The sequence below is a fragment of the Sphingorhabdus sp. EL138 genome, assembly GCF_945890115.1.
Lineage (GTDB): Bacteria > Pseudomonadota > Alphaproteobacteria > Sphingomonadales > Sphingomonadaceae > Sphingorhabdus_B.
Genome location: NZ_CAMDCK010000001.1, coordinates 128,597 through 145,859, shown reverse-complemented (window position 1 = coordinate 145,859; position 17,263 = coordinate 128,597). Strand labels below are relative to the sequence as shown.

At 56.2% G+C, this 17,263-nt stretch carries 19 protein-coding genes; 7 read left to right on the top strand and 12 right to left on the bottom strand.

Annotated features, from left to right (window positions below; all coding sequences use genetic code 11):
• Window positions 1–25: 25 nt before the first annotated feature.
• Window positions 26–1,339: a flagellar hook-length control protein FliK gene (locus tag Q0O07_RS00815; RefSeq protein WP_295489205.1), complete on the top strand. Its 1,314-nt coding sequence runs from the start codon at window positions 26–28 to the stop codon at window positions 1,337–1,339.
• 9 nt (window positions 1,340–1,348) lie between these two features.
• Window positions 1,349–2,023 (top strand): flagellar hook capping FlgD N-terminal domain-containing protein, encoded by a 675-nt coding sequence (locus tag Q0O07_RS00810; RefSeq protein WP_295489203.1) that lies wholly within the window; start codon window positions 1,349–1,351, stop codon window positions 2,021–2,023.
• Between the two features lie 123 nt (window positions 2,024–2,146).
• On the opposite strand, the gene Q0O07_RS00805 is transcribed toward Q0O07_RS00810, so the two are convergent.
• The 6 genes from Q0O07_RS00805 to Q0O07_RS00780 form a co-directional block, all read right to left on the bottom strand.
• Window positions 2,147–3,007, bottom strand: a complete 861-nt coding sequence (locus tag Q0O07_RS00805) for a hypothetical protein (RefSeq protein WP_295489202.1) — start codon at window positions 3,005–3,007, stop codon at window positions 2,147–2,149.
• On the bottom strand, window positions 2,997–3,920 hold the full coding sequence (locus tag Q0O07_RS00800) for a sigma factor (protein WP_295489201.1): 924 nt from the start codon (window positions 3,918–3,920) through the stop codon (window positions 2,997–2,999). The genes Q0O07_RS00805 and Q0O07_RS00800 overlap by 11 nt, the downstream gene beginning before the upstream one ends.
• A 639-nt stretch (window positions 3,921–4,559) precedes the next feature.
• A complete protein-coding gene (locus Q0O07_RS00795) occupies window positions 4,560–4,898 on the bottom strand; it encodes a flagellar biosynthesis regulator FlaF (protein ID WP_295489200.1) in 339 nt (112 codons plus the stop codon).
• Window positions 4,899–4,937: 39 nt separating this feature from the next.
• A complete protein-coding gene (locus Q0O07_RS00790; RefSeq protein ID WP_295489198.1) occupies window positions 4,938–5,357 on the bottom strand; it encodes a hypothetical protein in 420 nt (139 codons plus the stop codon).
• Entirely contained in the window at window positions 5,350–5,655 is a 306-nt protein-coding gene (locus Q0O07_RS00785) for a rod-binding protein (protein WP_295489197.1), read from the bottom strand. The genes Q0O07_RS00790 and Q0O07_RS00785 overlap by 8 nt, the downstream gene beginning before the upstream one ends.
• On the bottom strand, window positions 5,652–6,779 hold the full coding sequence (locus Q0O07_RS00780; RefSeq protein WP_295489196.1) for a flagellar basal body P-ring protein FlgI: 1,128 nt from the start codon (window positions 6,777–6,779) through the stop codon (window positions 5,652–5,654). Before Q0O07_RS00780 ends, Q0O07_RS00785 begins: the two co-directional genes overlap by 4 nt.
• 135 nt (window positions 6,780–6,914) lie before the next feature.
• Between Q0O07_RS00780 and Q0O07_RS00775 the strand changes: the two genes are divergently transcribed.
• Window positions 6,915–7,367: a flagellar assembly protein FliX gene (locus tag Q0O07_RS00775; protein ID WP_295489195.1), complete on the top strand. Its 453-nt coding sequence runs from the start codon at window positions 6,915–6,917 to the stop codon at window positions 7,365–7,367.
• A gap of 85 nt (window positions 7,368–7,452) precedes the next feature.
• Here Q0O07_RS00775 and Q0O07_RS00770 read toward each other — a convergent pair whose 3' ends face one another.
• The 6 genes from Q0O07_RS00770 to Q0O07_RS00745 are packed head-to-tail and all read right to left on the bottom strand — an operon-like array spanning window position 7,453 to window position 13,950.
• Window positions 7,453–7,914, bottom strand: coding sequence for a hypothetical protein (locus Q0O07_RS00770; RefSeq protein ID WP_295489194.1), 462 nt, complete (start codon window positions 7,912–7,914; stop codon window positions 7,453–7,455).
• Window positions 7,915–7,921: 7 nt separating this feature from the next.
• Window positions 7,922–8,731, bottom strand: a complete 810-nt coding sequence (locus Q0O07_RS00765; protein WP_295489193.1) for a flagellar motor protein MotB — start codon at window positions 8,729–8,731, stop codon at window positions 7,922–7,924.
• Entirely contained in the window at window positions 8,728–9,606 is an 879-nt protein-coding gene (gene motA, locus Q0O07_RS00760) for a flagellar motor stator protein MotA (protein ID WP_295489192.1), read from the bottom strand. Before motA ends, Q0O07_RS00765 begins: the two co-directional genes overlap by 4 nt.
• 29 nt (window positions 9,607–9,635) lie before the next feature.
• A complete protein-coding gene (locus Q0O07_RS00755; RefSeq protein WP_295489191.1) occupies window positions 9,636–10,565 on the bottom strand; it encodes a flagellin in 930 nt (309 codons plus the stop codon).
• A gap of 10 nt (window positions 10,566–10,575) precedes the next feature.
• Window positions 10,576–12,681 (bottom strand): flagellar hook-associated protein FlgK, encoded by a 2,106-nt coding sequence (flgK, locus tag Q0O07_RS00750; protein WP_295489189.1) that lies wholly within the window; start codon window positions 12,679–12,681, stop codon window positions 10,576–10,578.
• Window positions 12,682–12,717: 36 nt separating this feature from the next.
• Complete coding sequence (locus Q0O07_RS00745; protein ID WP_295489188.1) at window positions 12,718–13,950, bottom strand: flagellar hook protein FlgE; 1,233 nt, start codon at window positions 13,948–13,950, stop codon at window positions 12,718–12,720.
• A gap of 133 nt (window positions 13,951–14,083) precedes the next feature.
• On the opposite strand from Q0O07_RS00745, the gene Q0O07_RS00740 reads away from it, so the two are divergent.
• Genes Q0O07_RS00740 through Q0O07_RS00725 form a run of 4 tightly spaced genes read left to right on the top strand, consistent with a single transcriptional unit; the run spans window position 14,084 to window position 17,222 of the window.
• The gene (locus Q0O07_RS00740; RefSeq protein WP_295489187.1) at window positions 14,084–14,473 is read left to right on the top strand and encodes a flagellar biosynthesis repressor FlbT; all 390 of its coding nucleotides are present in this window, start codon (window positions 14,084–14,086) and stop codon (window positions 14,471–14,473) included.
• Window positions 14,474–14,498: 25 nt separating this feature from the next.
• Window positions 14,499–15,836: a flagellar protein export ATPase FliI gene (fliI, locus tag Q0O07_RS00735; RefSeq protein ID WP_295489303.1), complete on the top strand. Its 1,338-nt coding sequence runs from the start codon at window positions 14,499–14,501 to the stop codon at window positions 15,834–15,836.
• Complete coding sequence (locus tag Q0O07_RS00730; protein WP_295489186.1) at window positions 15,820–16,251, top strand: flagellar export protein FliJ; 432 nt, start codon at window positions 15,820–15,822, stop codon at window positions 16,249–16,251. The genes fliI and Q0O07_RS00730 overlap by 17 nt, the downstream gene beginning before the upstream one ends.
• Window positions 16,248–17,222 carry a peptidoglycan-binding protein gene (locus tag Q0O07_RS00725; RefSeq protein ID WP_295489184.1) on the top strand — a complete coding sequence of 325 codons (975 nt, stop codon included), beginning with the start codon at window positions 16,248–16,250 and terminating at the stop codon, window positions 17,220–17,222. Before Q0O07_RS00730 ends, Q0O07_RS00725 begins: the two co-directional genes overlap by 4 nt.
• The last annotated feature ends 41 nt before the right edge of the window (window positions 17,223–17,263 follow it).

Below are 17,263 nucleotides of genomic sequence, written 5' to 3'. Positions count from 1 at the left end.
GAATAGAAATATCTAAAGTAAAACCATGTCAGTAACTGCCGTCCCTTCTGTCTCGTATCTCCCGATTGAGTGGGCCGGTGCTGTTGTGCCTGAAGGAGATGCGCAGGCTTTTGGCCTTGCCATCAACGATGCGGGGAAGATACTGGACCAAGGGTTAACCTCGGTGGAATCCACGCTTGGCGCTCCGGGCCCTGCAACCGCGGTTGATGCTTCTAGTTTAGGGTTGCAGGTTCAGGGCCTTGCCCAAGTCACACCCGGATTGCTGTCAGGCGCTGGCCTGATTGCAAGCTCCGAGGATGAATGGCCGGCGGATCAAGATATTCAAGCAGCCGCTGCGCCAAACGTGCCGGCTCAAATGCAGGCTGCGGCGACAACGACAGAGGTGGGCGATGCTCTGATCTCTGCGGGGTCCGAGCCCATGAGATTCCGAGCTGCAGATGACATGCCCCTGCCTCCGCAGCTCGGGAGCCGTTCAGCGACGCCCGCAATGCCGCCGCGCGGGCGCGGCACCGAGGCAGAGGTCGAGAGCGAATTGCCCCAGCAGATGGGTAGCGCGGCGCAGGAGTTGCTCGGTGAACCCGCGCAATTGCTTGCTGCCGCACCAAATGTTCAGAGCGCATCGCGTGTGGCGGCAGACAAGCCGCCAGTGGCATCTGATGGTAACGCCGCAGCGTCCGACATCGCTGTTCCCGACGGGGCGCTCGCGCCGCGCGCAGACAATGTTGCCGTAACGGGGCAACAGCGACCAATTGAAGCCTCAGGTTTCGCAGCCTCGATGCCAGACAATCAGGCCGGCGCGGCGCACGCAGGCGTAAGCCGTCAAGACGCGAATGTTACCAATACCGACCGGTCCAGTTCGCCTGTGCCGACCCCGCCTGCTGCGCTGCCAACCGCGCCAGCGCTTCAGACATCCAAAGGGTTAGGGAAAGGGCTCGCGTTAGAAATGCGTAAGTCCATCGAAGATGGGCGAGAGCATATGCGCGTCAGGCTTGACCCGAAGGAACTCGGCCAACTCGATGTTCGTCTCTCTTTCGAGAAGGACGGAGCACTTCGGGCGATCATCACGGCCTCCACTTCGGCTTCCAACGATCTGTTGCGGCAGGAACTGCCGACGCTGGTTCGCAACCTGTCCGGTGCCGGGGTCAGAATGGACGAGGGCAGTCTACGCTTTGAGCTTCAATCTGGGTCCGGAGGCGGCTCTGGCCAGCGGCAGACCCCTCAGGAGGAACGCCGGACACCCTCGCGGAATGGGGCTTGGGAAGACCTTAGACCCGAAGAAGATACCGTATTTGGAACCCGCCCGCGGAGCGCGCGCGGTCAATTTGATTTAAGAGCTTAGGAGGATGCTATGGCTCAGGTAGGAACAGTCCCCGGTGTAACCAACGTGGCAACGACGAACGCCACGCAGACCGTCAATTCGACCAGCAAGGACTTCAACATGTTCTTGCGGCTGATGACGACCCAGATGAAGAATCAGGATCCGCTCGATCCGATGAAATCATCTGAATACACCCAGCAACTTGCGCAGTATTCGCAGGTTGAGCAATCGGTCCAGCAGACCTCGGTCCTGAACCAAATCCTTACCCGAATGAACGGCCAAGATATGGCTGGCGCGGCCAATTACATTGGCCGGCAGGCTACCTTCGATAATGCGATATCTAGCCTTGATTCTAGCGGTGGGTCTGCAAGCTGGACATATTCTGTCAGCCGCCCTGTGGCATCGATTACCGCAACCATCTCGGATGCCAACGGCCGGGTCGTGCGGGAAATGGCGCTCAGCCCAAGCTCCGCGTCAGGCCGTGTTGCGTGGGATGGGCAGACGGTCGGCGGAGGCCGCGCTGCGAATGGTCCATATTCCCTCACCATTGTTGCAACGGATGCGACTGGGGCGACCGTTCCTGTGCAAGTGAGTTCGACGGGTACCGTCAGTTCGGTCGAGATGTCGGGTGGTCAGGTGGTTTTGGGCTTGAACGGCGGCGCCAAGTTGCCTGTCAGTTCATTAATCGCCGTTTCGGGGATATAGCTGAACGGCGCGGTTGCTTGGCAAGGCTTTAGTGGCAAGCCTTGATATCGGTTTGGCATTCAAATGGCTTCTCAGTCGCGCCGATTTCAACAAGATAATTGCAGATTGCCTCTAAACCGGCATTTACATAAATCCAGTTTCTGCACATCTGTCCCATACAACTTCAACAAACTCCGAAAATTTTTGCATTCCCAATTCAGACAATTCGACATATTCGCGTCGCTTGTCTTTGGGATCAGGCCAGCGATTGACGAAGCCCCGTGCCTCGATTTCCTTGAGCTTTCGCAGTGCCGTGCTGACGGGAACATTCGCCTCCAGCCCGATGTTTGATACTGGCGTTATGCGCCCTTCAACCTTGGCCAAAGCAAGGGCAATCATGATGTCCCAAATAGGATCGCTTAGCCATTCAACGGGGAAGAAGGATTCACGTGCCTTGCGGATAAGGCGAAGCCAGTTGCAGAATGTATGAAATTTTTCTCTCTTCAAACTATTCTGAATAAATTGCTTTATTGTATCGTCGTTTTTCTGGCTTCTGATCAATTTTTCGCTGAATAAATTCTCGTAATAATAAATGAAGTGCATCAACGTTTCGGAATAAGATAATGGGTGCGCCATTTTTCGTATAGCGCTCGGGGCCAGATCCATAAGCCTATGGAGATCTTGCCGCTCTTGGCTCACTGCAATCAGGCCGATCGGTTGCGTGGCTGAAAACATTGTGACTGCCAGGTCTTCGGCCACTTCGCCGATGGAATTGTCCTCGAAGCTCACGACAATAACCGTCGGACGGTCCAAGTGCACCACAAGCGAACTGAGGCTGCACTGTTCCACAAAGGTAGCTTCGAGCGCGAGCAGCTTACCCGCTTGAAGGACGGTCAATTGATCAAGGGAGTGCAAGCCAACGCCGACCAGCGCCATAGATTTCAGGGCGCTGGTCGGCAGGCCGAAACTTCGCGTGGCATTTATCTGGGCCTGATCAAATGGCAAGGGACACATTTTTCGTTGGGACGGAGCTGCGCACGGGCAGCTTCGCTACACTTGCCTGACGTCCCCGCGCGGTGCTACGATTGGCCGGACGACGCGTTTTGAGAACATCCAGTGGCGGCAGGCTATCGGCGAGAAGCGCAAACTGGCTTTCCTCTGCGATGATTTCTCGCATCATTGCAGCGGCCTTTCTGGCCAAATGTCGGGCGCGCTCGGGGCTCGGCTCGCTCGCTACGTCGCTATTGCCAGCAGCATCCATTTCGAACATCTTCCTGATGATGACTTTGCGGCTTTCGGCAACACATACCTCCAGCTGGCGCAGCTGATCGGGATCAATCGAGTTGACCTTTAGCATAGCAACACCCGGCTTCCGAGTGGCGGTCGGTCCCTGCTTGCAAAGCAGATCGCGCGTCCCCGCCTCGGTCATGCGCTTTGTGACGCTATCGAGAAGGGCGTTCATAGTCTTTTTTGCAAGATGGTTTTCTGCAGAACGCTCAACCATGGCAAGGGCAGAATCATCTTCGATATCAAACTGGTACTCATCCTGGCCATCCGCTTTCGACATCAGCGACTGCAGGGAAACAGTTGACGCTTTGACCTTTTTGGCTGGTGCGCGCTGGTCAACCATCACTGTGTATCTAAGGCCCTGCATATCGCCCCTGATTTGCCAATTCACAAATGTGGTGAACTGCGCTTTCTCCGGGTTGTAGCCGGCGATCGCGCGATGGACGGCCATCGCACCGACTTGTTCGGCATCTTCCCAATGACCGAGAAGCCCGTAACGGCGGATGAAATAGCTGATGCGCGGGCGAAGAGCGCGAAGAAGTCTCTCGAACCCTCGGTTATAAGCCGAACGTTGGGCAGGCGAGGCGAAATCACCTGCCTCATCTGGTAAACAGGCCATGACATTTTGCACCAGTGACTCAAGATTGGAAATCGCTTTAGACATTTTGCTAACCTACTTTTGACGGTTTGGTAAGCTTGTCTAAAAGCAATTATTTGTACTTCTACTACAGTTATTATCATCAAATTGAAGTAATATTATCAGATATGGCTTGGTTATTACACTCATTATGGCGGTATAAAGTGCCATAATGAGTGTAATTTGTCTTAGATTTGCGTCGCTACGCCGTATTTTTACTTCCAGCGGCAACATAATTGTTACGTTAGTCGGCTTACAATATCTTCTCACATTGAGGACAAATATCGCTGATTTCTGATTTTGTGCGGCAACATTTGCCTTTAGCTGGTCGATTTGACCAAATTTTCCTGCCGCTGGGTCCGCCTCATGCGAATCATCGGACGGTGTCGCAGGTGATTCTCGCCGCAACGCGCTTTAGGTTGATTGCGTCGACGAACATGTCCCCCATTGCCCCCCAGATCGCAGATCTGTGTCCGCTCCGATTGGCCGCATATTAGCCCCCCCCATCTGCGGATATCGTCGTGGGCAAGCTAGGAGGCAAATGTTGCACCCTATCTTCTCCAGACGAAAGGTGCTCTTGTGCGTGGAATATGTCCGACCAAGTGGATGCTGATTGGTCCTAGACGCCTTTGTTCAGGCGAGGGCTGCGATGACCGAACGGTTGACGCTGACCAGCGGTTCGATTTCTTCTCGTCCAGCGACGACTTCACTGGTGAAGCGGCCTACCCACAACGCCAAAGACACGATCGTCGCACGGATCTCGGGCGGCAAGGCGTTGTCATTGTCAAGGCAAGTGGCCGACCAGACCGACCAGAGCTCGCGGTTGCGGTGCAACGATGGCATGAGCGCCGACCCTAAGAGACCTTGGTCTGCAGCTGAAATCATTTCGCTGGTAATCTCTGCAAGGAGCCGTCGCTCCATAGACCGGGGATGCTCGGCATTGAGTTGATTGCGCCGGTATGCGTCAAGCATGCATTGCTCCTGAGAAAAATATGCGTTGAATAGCGGCCATTAGCTAGTCGTATTTACCGACAGGGGGGTCGCAATGTCTCGACGGTCCAAGGAGCCATGCGACGTATAGGTAGAGCTGTGATTGTTTGCCATTCGCCGGGCTTCGCCTGCAACAAATGCTATCATTTCACCCGACTGTTCGATCTTACGTTTGAGTAGTCGCTCGTTGAGAGACGTACCGGCGGACAATTGTTCGATGCTGGCGCGAAGCTGCCGTTTACGCGGAAGGTCCATTTGCTCCAGCCACTGCGGCGTTTCCCTATTCTGGTGCATAAGCACGGTCTCGAGCCGAGTGGTCAGGCGCGCCTTTGTGTCCACCACTGTTGCCAGCCCATCATAGGGATATTCCCCAAGGATCCCGTTTTCTTGGGTGATCACTTCCTGAAGATCTGTCAGTAATTCCAGCACTTCATCACTCATGCGAATTTCCCTGCAACCGAATAAGTTGTGCCAGAACCGAAGGTGCGATGCCAAAGCCACCCTGAGCAGCCAAAGCTTCACCCATCCGTTCACCCAAAATGCCTTGGAAGGTCTCTTCTGCGCTCCCGCCCGAAAAATCGCCTTTTTCGACTGTTGAAAGCATCGTGTTGATTAACTTACCCGCGAACACGGCTTCAAAATCACGTGCTTGCTTTTGCAAGTTTTCGATATTGGGAACCTGAACAACGGGCTGGGCCGGTCCAGAGACAAATGGCGAAGCGTTAACCGAACTACTCATTGCACGACCACCTCTGCTTGAAGGGCGCCCGCCGCTTTAATGGCCTGAAAGATCGTTATCAGATCGCGCGGGCTTACCCCGAGGGCGTTCAGACCTTTGACCAACGAGCGCAGTGAAACGCCCTCATCAAGGACCGCCAGCTTTTTACCTTGCCCGTCGTCAACTGTAATCTGCGTTGCAGGGAGCACTACGGTCTCGCCGGTCGATAGGGGATTGGGTTGAGAGACGACGCTGTTTTCAGACACCGTGATGGTTAGCGCGCCTTGGGCGATTGCCACCGGGCTGATGCGGACATTTTGCCCCATGACGATAGTACCCGAAGATTCATCGATGATCACACGGGCCAACTGGTCCACCTGAACCTCCAGATTTTCGATGCGGCTTAGAAGCTGGGCCATGGCTTGGCCGTTCGCTTTTATCTGGACAGTGCCGGGATCAAGCATTTCTGCGGCATTCGGAATGGCCCGGTTGATCGCCTCGGCAACATGTCGTGCAGTTGTGAAATCAGGATTTCGCAAGGCGAGATTCAAAACATCCATCGAGTTAAGCCTGAAGGCCACCTCTCGTTCGATAATGCCGCCTTCGGCAATATGTCCGTGCGTTGCAACGCCGCGGATGATCGATGCGCCTGCGCCTTGGGCCTTGAAGCCGGACACCGCAATGGGCCCCTGCGCGACAGCATAAACTTCTCCGTCCAGTCCGCGTAGCGAAGAGACAATGAGCATGCCGCCCTGCAGGCTTGACGCGTCTCCAATGGCGGACACCAGAACGTCGACTCGCGAGCCAGGGCGCGCGAAGGCCGGCATGGTTGCCGTGACAACTACGGCGGCGACATTTTGGACCTTCATATCTGCGCCGCGGACATTGATGCCCATGCGCTCCAGCATGCCTTTCATCGATTCTTCGGTGAAGGGCGCGTTTCGGATTTTGTCACCTGTGCCTGCGAGGCCAACAACCAGCCCGTACCCGACCAGTTGGTTAGTCCGGATATTCTCGAAGTCGGCTATGTCCTTGATGCGCGAGTTGGCTAAAGCTGGCGAACTCATCGCTGCGAGTAAGGCAAAGATACCCACCAGATAATGCAAGCCTAGCTGGAGCCGGAAACGAATACTGTGACTGTTCATACCTCTTTATAGGAAAAAATGTCCTGGTGTTAGTTCCGGAAAAATTTTTTGGCGGCAAATTTTTCTCGTTCGGTCTTTTTGGAAGAATTTTCCCAGTGGTCACTATTGAACGAATAATGCTCCTATAAAGATGATATGCGTATTACTGCTCCCAATCCTTTTGCTTTTACCCCGCCTGCAACCGCAGTCGGCCGTACCGGTTCAAAAGCCGCGCCGGAAATTTTTGCACCAACTAGTGATCCTACTGCTTCGGCAGTAAGCACGCACACAATAAGGTCGGCCGCCGCGGCGCGGGGCACATTCTCTGTCGACATGCTCATGACCATTGCTGGCGGCGGCGAAGACAGGGAACACAGAAAGCGTTTGGTAAAGGATGCAGACGAGGGGCTCGGCCATCTCGAAAGCTTGCATACTGAAGCTTTGCAAGGGAACCGGAACCCAAGCGCGCTGAAGGGTCTGACATCATGGCTTTCTGAACAAGGTGAACATTCAGATCCTTCGGTTCAAGCGCTCATGCGCGAAATCAGCTTGCGCGCTCAGGTAGAGCTTGCGAAACACAGCGTCGAGGCCGCAGGGTTGGGCAGTTAAAGCCGCGTTGACGTAATTGCCGGACAGATCCCACATTTCTGAATGCTAGCGTCGGACAATGTTGCAATGGCAACTCAAAGATTTTTCAGAGCGGTTCCGTTTGGCCTATTACGACATCCGTCACCATGACATTGGTCAACACGCCCTGCCCCAAAATCGGTTTAGCAGCCGCTAAAACAAGATCTCGGAATATCTTGACGCTCGGCATTCTGCCATCCGGCCCTTGCGCCAAGGGCGCTTCATAGGTGCGCATGTTGATTTCATTCAGTATCACCGGGAGCTGTTCCGGAGCTGTTTCAGCGGCTGTCTTTGCGACGGCCAATTGCACTGTGAACACAACATAAGTCTCTAACGTTCCATCACCCGCCACGATAGGCGCGCGGACTTTGAAGGCCGGCAATATCTCGCTGTCTTCCCGCGACGGGGAAGGTGCGGCTTTTGCCTGCACCGGTGCGGCGCCAAATTGGCGCTCATAGAAGAACATGCCGCCCGCACCGAGCGCGAGGCCGGCAATCAGGCTAGCGACTGGAATGATGATATGTTTCATTTTCGCCTTAGAATTTGAAACTGGCATCACCGGGAAGGGACCCGGCTTCATTGAGCAAAACTACAGTGACCCGACGATTTTCCGCTCTTGTCGGCTGGTCAGGATAGATTGGCCGCGTCCCTGCCAGAGCGATAACCTCGACAAATCGATCGCTGGCGATGCCATTATCATTCATCGCCTGCATCGCCGCTTGCGCGCGTCTTGAGGAAAGCGACCAATTGCCCGCACCTCCGGAGGTAGTCGGCAAAGTATGTCCCTCAACGCTAATCTTAACTTTCGAGCGGATAATCTTCCTGCTGATGACGGCAAGGAGCTGTTCGGCATATTCGTTGAGGACAGCCGTATTCGCTTTGAACATCGTGCGGGTTGCGGTGTCCATCAGGTTGATCCGCACACCATCGGGTGTCGGCTCAAGCAGGAGATTGGAAGGCCCGCTATTGAGCTGTGGCGACGTTACGATAGCGGTCTTGATATCGGACGCTATCATCCTGACTTGCGTGCTCGACCCGCTGCGTTTCTGGCTGGCGGTCGGGCTTGAATTTTTGCTCTGCGTATTGCCCGCACCGGATTGCGATTTCTGGGTGCCTGACGCCCCCATGGGCCTCGATGGAGAGGGAGAATTGGGTGTGAAATATTCAGCGAGCCCCTTCAGCTTTGCTTTGTCAGGGGTCGAGATGAGCCACAGAAGCATGAAAAAGGCCATCATTGCGGTCACAAAGTCAGCGTAAGCAACTTTCCAGGAGCCGCCATGGTGCCCACCATGGCCACCGCGCTTGACCCGTCGGATTACAATTGGGCGTTCATTCGCTGCACTCATTTGGCGCTCATTTCCGAACGGACCGTTTCTAGCTCTGCATCGAGTTCGGCAAAAGAGGGGGCATAGACGCCGGGCGCCATGCGCCGCGCAATCTCTATCGCCACGGGCGGAGCAAGCTTGTTCGCGTAGGCAATGATCGCAGTTTTGGCAACGCTGAAGGACAGTCCCTCAAGTTCAACGACCTGCTTAAGCTTTTGCGAAATCGGCCCGACGAAGCAATAACTCAGGAGCACGCCGAGAAATGTCCCGACGAGCGCGCCACCTATCATTGCACCGAGAATTTCAACAGGCTGGTCGATGGAGCTCATAGTTTTAATCACGCCAAGCACAGCAGCGACGATGCCGATCGCGGGCAAAGCGTCTGCAACCGACTGCAGCGCCATGTGCGGACCAAGCTCTTCCTCGTGGATGCGCGCGATGTCATTGTCCATTACTTCGGAGAGCTGGTTCGGATCCTCGAAGTTAAGGGTCATGAGCCGCAAATAGTCGCAGATGAAATCGCACAGATGGTGATCCGCAAGCACGGCGGGGTAGCGCGTGAATATGTTGCTGTCCTTAGGGGCATCCAGATGCGGCTCGAGGACGGTCGCGCCGCCCTTTCTGAAGGTCATTAGCAGCTCGAACATCAAGCAAAGAAGCTGGGTGTATTCCTTGCGTTGGAAACGCGGCGCCTTGAACACGCGCACTATGCCAGTGCCGCACTGCTTGACGATATTCATTTGATTGCCAACGAGCAGTGCCCCGACGGTCGCACCGCCGATGGTCAACATTTCGTGCGGCAGTGCCGCAAGTACGATACCCATCTTGCCGCCTGCCATAGCATAGCCACCAAATACGCAGCCAAAGATGATAATGAAGCCAATTACATTTAACATGTTGGATGCACAGTCTTTCTAAAAACGTATCAATTTCTCAGATAGTTAACTAGAGAAAGCCCAGAAAGCTGCGAGAATAGGGCGTATGAAGATTCAAGTAGGCTCTTTTGTTGTGATATCTTGCTTGCCACTTCAGGGATGTTTGCATCTTCGAAGCTTGATACGATCAGCTGGAGCGTCTCGGTGCGGCGATTGGCGAGGTCATTAATGTCTTCAAGCCGTGCAACATTCGCGCCGTTCTGAGACGTCAGCGCATTAATGCCGAGCTGGGCCTGGTTGATCTGGCTAACGGCAGCATCAATCGCTGAGGACTGAGCCGACGTCAGCGGGCTCGAGAGCGGCAATTCATTCGCTATTGTTCTGAAGGCCGCTAGCATTTGAGAGCCGGTCGTGCGCGCGTCGGCCCCGTAGGCCATCGAAACGCCCTCGGCGACGAGCGCACTGTTATTGCCCGTAGTCGTCCCGAATGCTCGGTCGTCTGCCTGTTCGGGTGTCTCACCCGCTAACAGCGCCGCGTCGGTCAGGGCGGTTAGTTTGAAAGCGTCGCCCCCTCCCTTCGGCGGCAAAAACATTGAAAACCCAGCATCATCAGACAGAAGAACGCTCCGAAACTCGGTAAAAGCCTGTTCGACCGCCGTCTGCAGTGGCGCGCTGTTCCCATCGCTCTTTTGCGCCAGTTCGGATTTCAGATTGTCGCCAAGGGTGTTCAGTTGGCCGAACTTGATATCATAGAGATTGAGGGTGTTCGTGAGTTGCTTACTGGCGCCCTGAAACGCCTGCGTCCGATCTAGCGCGGTTCGAGCCGTCAAGGTCTTTGTCGTGTCGGCGCCAAGGTCGCGGTATGTGTTGGCCTTCTTGCCGGTGGCAAGCTGCAACTGGAGGCTGGCCATCTTTTCCTGCGCGCGCGCGATCGACTCGATTGTGCTTTGCTGGATGCTGTTTGAGGAGACGCGGGTCATAATAGTGGCCTTATCTGATCATGGAAAGGAGGGTGTCATACATCTGCTGCGTCGTTGAAATGACGCGGGCAGATGCGGCGTAGCTGTTTTGAAAAATTACAAGACTGGCAAGCTCTTCATCGACATTTACGCCGCTCACCGCGTCGCGTCGCTTGACGGCGTCGGAGAGGCGTGAGGAACTATCTTGAAACTGGCGCTGAACGATATCGGCCCGCAACGAGATTTGCGCTATAGTTCCATTGAGCGCGTCCTGAAGGCGGGCAGGCGACCGGCTGCCAACGCTGACCTCCTTATCGAGTTGGACAAGATAATTGCTCAGGCCGCCTCGGTCGGAATTCCCAAGGGCTATAGCGCCCACTGTCGCAGATGCAGACAGGGTCGCCATCGGAAGTTTGTTGGCGCTGACACTGATATCCTTGCGCACATAGAAGTTGCTTGGTGACAGAGCGGCGTTGGAGAAACCGCTCAGCGAACCGAATGAGACGCCTGTGTCCCCTCGGGCACTGGTGTCATCGGAAACGGCAATCCGCGCGCCTTGTGCAGTAAGGGATGGCGTGAAGGCAAACCGTCCCTTGCTGTCGAGCGAGAAGGATCCGAACGGGCTAAGTTCCCCGGCCCCCAGAGCCGTCAGGACATCCTGGACTCCCGTCAAGGATGGGTTGTCGAAATCGATAGTTTGCGTCGCGAGCACCCGGCCCGTGCTGTCGCGCAGCATTAGGCTGGTTGAACCTGTAAAACTATGCGGCTCAGTTGCGGTCAGCCCAGTTGGCACCAATTGTGCCTTATCGGACCGTACCAGATCATTTAGGCCAAAGAATTCCGAAAGTCCGCTCCCTGCCCGATCAGCTGGGGTCGTTGCATCGTCGACGAGGCTTATTCCATAGGCGGAGGAATTCGATGCAATGCTGAGCGTGCCCTTGCTGAAGGTTGCGGTTGCCGAAACGGGCCCCGAGCCAACGGCGCTGCTGTTTATGCTGTTGACGAGGTCTTGAATGGTCGCAGCAGCCCCAAGACTGCTCAGATCGATCGTCGCCTTGCTAACTAAATTGCCGCTGGCATCGGTAATCGCAAAGGTCGTCTTGCCGGTGAAGTTGAGCCGATCTGTCGCCAACAGACCGGTATTCCTGCCGATAAGGGTTTGCAGAGCCGGCGCTGTGCTCGCCTGGTTTGATGCCTTGTTAAGCGCGATCGCCAAACCTGCGGACAAGGACGCCAAATTGTCGCGCACTGTGGGCAATTCGGTGTCCCTGATATTCAGTAAGCCCCCCAGCTGACCGCCAATTGCAGATGATGTGATCGTTTCGCCGGTCGGCGTTGCGGCTTGGCCCGACTGGGCTGCAAAGTTGATGCCGATAGCGCCAAAGGCTTCGCTGCCGCCATCATAACTTCTGGCGTAGGAGAGTTCACGGAGCTGCTGATCAAGTAAGACGTTCCCGCTAGCGGACTTGATCGTAACGGTCCCATTGGGGTTGTCCGTTGTGGCAATGGATACCAGATCGCTCAACTTCTTGATCGCGAGACCGCGCTGATCGATATCCGCATTGCTCCGCAGTCCCGCCGAGACGCTGCCGAGCTGCTGGTTGAGGCCGTGGATCTGGGCGAGAAGCTGGTTGATCTGCGGCACTTTGCCAGCGATTTCGGATTCGGCATCAAGCCGCAGTTGCTTCACATCGGCATCGGTCTGCTGCAGCGTCCGCAACGAATCCTCAACCGTGGCGACAAACGCAGTCGTGGCTTGCTGACCGGCACCTGGCGCAGTCAATGAAATGGCTGCCGCCTGAACCCGGTTTAAGCTGGCACCCAGACCGGATTTAGAGTCCGGCGCGCCGAGTAGCGATTGTAACTGACCCAGATAGGTGTTGTTCGTATCGTCATATCCAGCTTGGCTTGATCGATTGAAGACCGAGTTCTCCAAAAACTGGCTGGCAACACGCTCGGGCGCACTGAAGGTAACCCCGTTGAGCGTTTTGCCCGCCGCATTCGCAGAAAAATTGATCTGCTGGCGCGTATACCCCGGGGTACTCGCGTTCGAGACGTTATTCGAAATCGTGTCAATTGCGGCCTGGGCCGCAGACATTCCCGATGTCGCTATACTGAGGATGTTATTCAGTGGCACTGGGGGAATATCTCCGGATCAGGCGTCGGCGAATGTTTAGCGCTTCAGGTTGTTGGCTTCCTGCAGCATTTCATCTGCAGTCGTGATGATCCTCGACGAAGCGCTGTAGGCACGCTGGTAGCGGATCATGTTGCTGAATTCCTCAGCCAGATCGACGTTCGAGGCTTCGAGAGAACTGGCCTTGATTGAACCCGCACCCAGTGAACCTGGGTCACTAATGGTCGGCGAGCCTGAATCGGGAGATTCAACATAGGCGTTGCCGGCAAGCGAAGTGAGGCCGTCTGCATTGCGGAATGTCGCAAGCGGAAGCTTATAGAACGGACGACGCGTGCCATCAGAAAACAGCACGTCGAGCTGACCGGTCGGGCTGACGTCCACACTGCTTATGGTGCGAAGAAAGCCTCCGTCCGCCGAGGCGTTAACGACGACAGAGCTTTCGGCAAATTGGCGCAAGCCGTTGGCTTGGCCGAGTGTGCCAAAGTCAAGCTTCAGCGGGCTTGAGCCTGCAGTGCCGGAAGCGATCGAGATCGCGGTCGTGGCAGTGTTTATCGCGCCTGTTACGCTTTGGAGCGTGCCGTTAGTGTTGAATGCGAGTGTCCCGGTCCCAAGCAGTGTCGCGCCGTCATTTAGATCACAGTCCCAACTGTTTGCAGCCGCGATCTTGGTGAACACGACGCTCAGCTGACGGGAACCACCCAGCGAGTCATAATAAGTGAAGGTGTTGGTAAACTGCGTCCCAGTAGGCGCCCTAGAATCTAAGTTTGCGTTAATCTTGAAATTGCTTGTGGGGGCAGCCGTGCCGGACAGCTCACTAATCTGGATCGGCGTTGCCGTATCTAGCGTTGCCGCAACCGTCATGTTGCCGTCGCCGCTGAGTTTCCAGCCCTGAATGTACAAGCCATCGCTGTTACGAAGATAGCCATCGCGATCAGGCGTAAACGCGCCTGAGCGGGAGTATGTAATCTGGTCAGACGATGCCGAGCCGGAACGCGTCACAAAAAAGCCGCTGCCGTCGATTGCGAGATCTGTCTGGTTGGCACTGGCTTGGATCAAGCCCTGCTTTGAGATAAGCGAGTTCGTCTTGGACGTTACCCCGCCTGTGCGGCCGTCGCCACCTGTCTGGTCGGCAACGAGGGAGCTGAATGAAGTTGAGGCGCGCTTGTAGCCCGCCGTATTGAGGTTCGCGATATTGTCGGCTACGCCAGACATAGCATTCGCGTTGGCTGTCATGCCGGCAATGCCGACCGCAAGTGAGGAAGTGACTGTCATTCGAATTCTCCTTAGTCCTGCAGAGATTATAGGATCAGAACCGATAAGTGTTGTGCAGGGCGGCAAAAGTTGCCCAATAACACCCAGTCGCGGAGATTTTTGCCTATAAGAACTAGAAGCAGGAGATTTCCCCATGGGGTTGAAGGTTAATCTGAAAGACAATGAGCGGATCATCGTGAATGGCGCGGTGTTGCGCGCCAGCGGGCGTGTGACCATTGAGATAGAGAACCGCGCCGTAATTTTGCGCGGCAGCGAGTTTATGTCCGCGGAAGACGCCACGACGCCGGCTCGGAAACTGTACCACTCCACAATGATGGCATATGTTGACGAAGAACAGCGCGCCGGTCATCAGGACGAGATCATTGTCCGCGTGCGGGAAATTATTGGTGAAGCGCCGTCAATCGAAACGGCTGCTCTATGCGTCAGTTTCGCGCATAAGGTCGCCTGTTCCGACTATTACAGTGCTCTGTCCGATTGCCGCGAATTGATTGCGTTGGAAGACGCACAGGCAGCGTCGGTCTGAAATTGGTGCGCCTTCGGTTCTGTATATGCTCAGCCTGAACGATGTCACCCATTCGCTGCGCCAGATGCCTGTGCATACCCGCTATGGGCGCGTCACCGCATCACGCGGCAACATGATCGAAGTTGCCGGGCTCGATGGGGCGGCGCGCACGGGTTCTCATCTCTCGATCATGACACCGGACGGTCCCTTTCAGGTTGAAGTGGTCGGGTTTGATCGCGGTCAGGCGCAATGCATGTCATTTTCCGACACGCAAGGCGTCTCTATCGGGATGTACGCTGAACTCCAGGCGAGCAAATTCGAACTGCGGCCATCTTCGCTTTGGCTGGGCAGGGTCATCAATGGGCTCGGTGAGCCGGTCGACGGCAAGGGACCAATTACACAAGGCCGCGAACCGCGCGCGATCAAGAGCCTTCCTCCTCCCGCCGCGAACCGTGCGAGAGTAGGTGCGCGCATGCAGACAGGTGTTCGGGTGCTCGATTTATTCGTGCCCCTGTGTGAGGGCCAGCGGCTGGGGCTGTTCGCAGGTTCGGGCGTCGGCAAGTCGGTCATGCTCTCGATGCTTGCGCGGTGGTGCGACTGTGATGTCGCCGTCATCGGGCTGATCGGTGAGCGGGGCCGTGAGGTTCAGGAATTCATAGAAGATGATCTTGGCCCGGAAGGCCTAGCGCGCAGCGTTGTGGTTGTCGCAACATCGGATGAGTCCGCCTTGCTGCGCAGACAGGCAGCGTGGACGACCCTCGCGGTTGCCGAGCATTTTCGGGACGAGGGTAAGCGGGTTCTTTGCTTAATGGATTCGGTCACCCGTTTTGCAATGGCGCAGCGGGAGATTGGACTTGGTGCCGGCGAGCCGCCTGCAACGAAAGGTTATACGCCGACGGTTTTTGCGGAATTGCCTCGGCTGCTCGAGCGGGCAGGACCCGGACTTCCAGGACAGGGTTCGATCACGGGCGTATTCACCGTGCTCGTGGACGGTGATGACCATAACGAACCTGTTGCCGATGCCGTTAGGGGCATTCTCGATGGCCATGTCGTCATGAGCCGGCGTATCGCCGAACGGGGCCGATATCCGGCCGTTGATGTACTTAAGAGCGTCTCTCGGACTCTGCCCCGGGCACAGACGGACGAGGAAAACGCCATCCGGCTGAAGGCTCGGGAAACGCTTTCGCTCTTTGGTGATATGGAGGAGATTGTGCGCCTCGGAGCCTATCGTTCGGGCGCGAACCCTCAAGTGGATCGCGCGATCTTGCTAGCGCCGCAGATCGAGCAGTTGCTCGGCCAAGGCAAAGATGATCCGGGTACGATTGACGAAGCCTTTCAGGCGCTTGCCGCAATACAGGGGGTGACAGATGGCTTCTCCTTATGATGCAGTCCTGCGTATCCGTAAGCGCGAGGTAGACGCGGCGGCTGAGGCCTTCAGGTTCGCGGCGGAGGGTCTCGAAACTCTGGAAGCTCGGCTGGGCCATTCGCAGGACGCATATGCCAATGAAAGCAACCTGCCAGTAGATGATCTTACGATGCGCAGCGACCTCTATCTGTTGCAGATGTTGGACATGATGGCCGACCTGAGGCAGAGTATTGGCCATGCCGCCGCAGAACTGGAAGAGCGTCGCACCGAACTTTTGCAGGTGCTTGCAGAAAGCAAGGCGCTTGAGCAATTGGTAGAGACACATGAGGAAGCCTTGCGGTTGGCCGCCGAGCGGACTGAGCAGGCGCAGAACGATGACCGGGTCGCGTTCGTCTTCCGCGCGCGCGAGCTTGAGCGTGGAGTTGCGGCATGATTGACCCGACACAATTGCGTAACCTTAGTCCCGCCCGCAAGGCCGATCTTATCTATGCGCAAGCCCGCGCTGAGGTGACAAGCAAGCTGTGGCAGATGGCCTTGGGTGATGCCGATGGCGACTCGCCGCGTGATGCGAACATGCCGCTGGCTCAAGGCGGCGGAACTTATAGCCTGTCTGCATTGTTGTCCTTAATGGCCGACCCAAGCGTCGCGAGTTCGGATCAGTTCGATGGAAAGGGTGCGGTGGGCACGGTCCCTTTCGCAGCTTTGCCAACACAACCTTTGGGCAAGCCTGAGATTGATACGGTTAGCGGAGGCACCACGGCCCTTGGCGCCAACAGCAAATATCAGCCAATCGTCGAGAATGCGGCGCAGCGGGTGGGGCTTCCGAGTTCTGCATTGGCCGCCATTGTCGATGCCGAGGCCGGCAAGCGAAGTGGTGGAGAATGGAACCCTTGGTCGCGCAACCCCAGGTCGAGCGCGGCGGGCTTGGGTCAGTTCCTGTCGGGCACCTGGATTTCAGAGGCGGAGCGGGCCGGAACTTGGCTGAATAATTTATCCCGCCGGCAAGGCTGGCTTGATGGCAATGGCCGCGTGCAACCCGGTGCGCGCCATCAGTTGCTTTCCCAGCGCTACGATCCACAAAGCTCGATCGAGGCCACGGCGGATTATGCGCGGCATAATGTGGAGAAACTCAAGCGGTCCGGCGTTTCGATTGGCGGGAGTACCAATGCTATCAGCCGTGTCGCTTATCTTGCGCATCACTTGGGAAGGGGGGACGCTGAGCGGTTTCTGGGGCAGGGCATTCCAGAAGGAAGAGCGCGGGAGCTGCTCGCGGCGCAGATCGGGGCAGACCGCGCCGGTGATCGTATCAATCGGGCTGGGAGTGCGACCGTCGCCCACCGCGAATGGCTGAACGGGTATGTTGCGCGCCAAATACGACCGCAGCGTTTTGAGCAAAATGGATAATTCAGTTCGGCCCAAACGCAACGCACATTTGCGCCGACGGA

Coding starts and splice junctions, on each gene's coding strand:
- Q0O07_RS00740 (WP_295489187.1), top strand. CDS start 14,084: ATGGGGTTGAAGGTTAATCTGAAAGACAATGAGCGGATCATCGTGAAT.
- Q0O07_RS00775 (WP_295489195.1), top strand. CDS start 6,915: ATGCGTATTACTGCTCCCAATCCTTTTGCTTTTACCCCGCCTGCAACC.
- Q0O07_RS00730 (WP_295489186.1), top strand. CDS start 15,820: ATGGCTTCTCCTTATGATGCAGTCCTGCGTATCCGTAAGCGCGAGGTA.
- Q0O07_RS00790 (WP_295489198.1), bottom strand. CDS start 5,357: ATGAGTGATGAAGTGCTGGAATTACTGACAGATCTTCAGGAAGTGATC.
- motA (WP_295489192.1), bottom strand. CDS start 9,606: ATGTTAAATGTAATTGGCTTCATTATCATCTTTGGCTGCGTATTTGGT.
- Q0O07_RS00785 (WP_295489197.1), bottom strand. CDS start 5,655: ATGAGTAGTTCGGTTAACGCTTCGCCATTTGTCTCTGGACCGGCCCAG.
- Q0O07_RS00745 (WP_295489188.1), bottom strand. CDS start 13,950: ATGACAGTCACTTCCTCACTTGCGGTCGGCATTGCCGGCATGACAGCC.
- fliI (WP_295489303.1), top strand. CDS start 14,499: ATGCTCAGCCTGAACGATGTCACCCATTCGCTGCGCCAGATGCCTGTG.
- Q0O07_RS00765 (WP_295489193.1), bottom strand. CDS start 8,731: ATGAGTGCAGCGAATGAACGCCCAATTGTAATCCGACGGGTCAAGCGC.
- Q0O07_RS00810 (WP_295489203.1), top strand. CDS start 1,349: ATGGCTCAGGTAGGAACAGTCCCCGGTGTAACCAACGTGGCAACGACG.
- Q0O07_RS00795 (WP_295489200.1), bottom strand. CDS start 4,898: ATGCTTGACGCATACCGGCGCAATCAACTCAATGCCGAGCATCCCCGG.
- Q0O07_RS00815 (WP_295489205.1), top strand. CDS start 26: ATGTCAGTAACTGCCGTCCCTTCTGTCTCGTATCTCCCGATTGAGTGG.
- Q0O07_RS00725 (WP_295489184.1), top strand. CDS start 16,248: ATGATTGACCCGACACAATTGCGTAACCTTAGTCCCGCCCGCAAGGCC.
- Q0O07_RS00755 (WP_295489191.1), bottom strand. CDS start 10,565: ATGACCCGCGTCTCCTCAAACAGCATCCAGCAAAGCACAATCGAGTCG.
- Q0O07_RS00780 (WP_295489196.1), bottom strand. CDS start 6,779: ATGAACAGTCACAGTATTCGTTTCCGGCTCCAGCTAGGCTTGCATTAT.
- Q0O07_RS00770 (WP_295489194.1), bottom strand. CDS start 7,914: ATGAAACATATCATCATTCCAGTCGCTAGCCTGATTGCCGGCCTCGCG.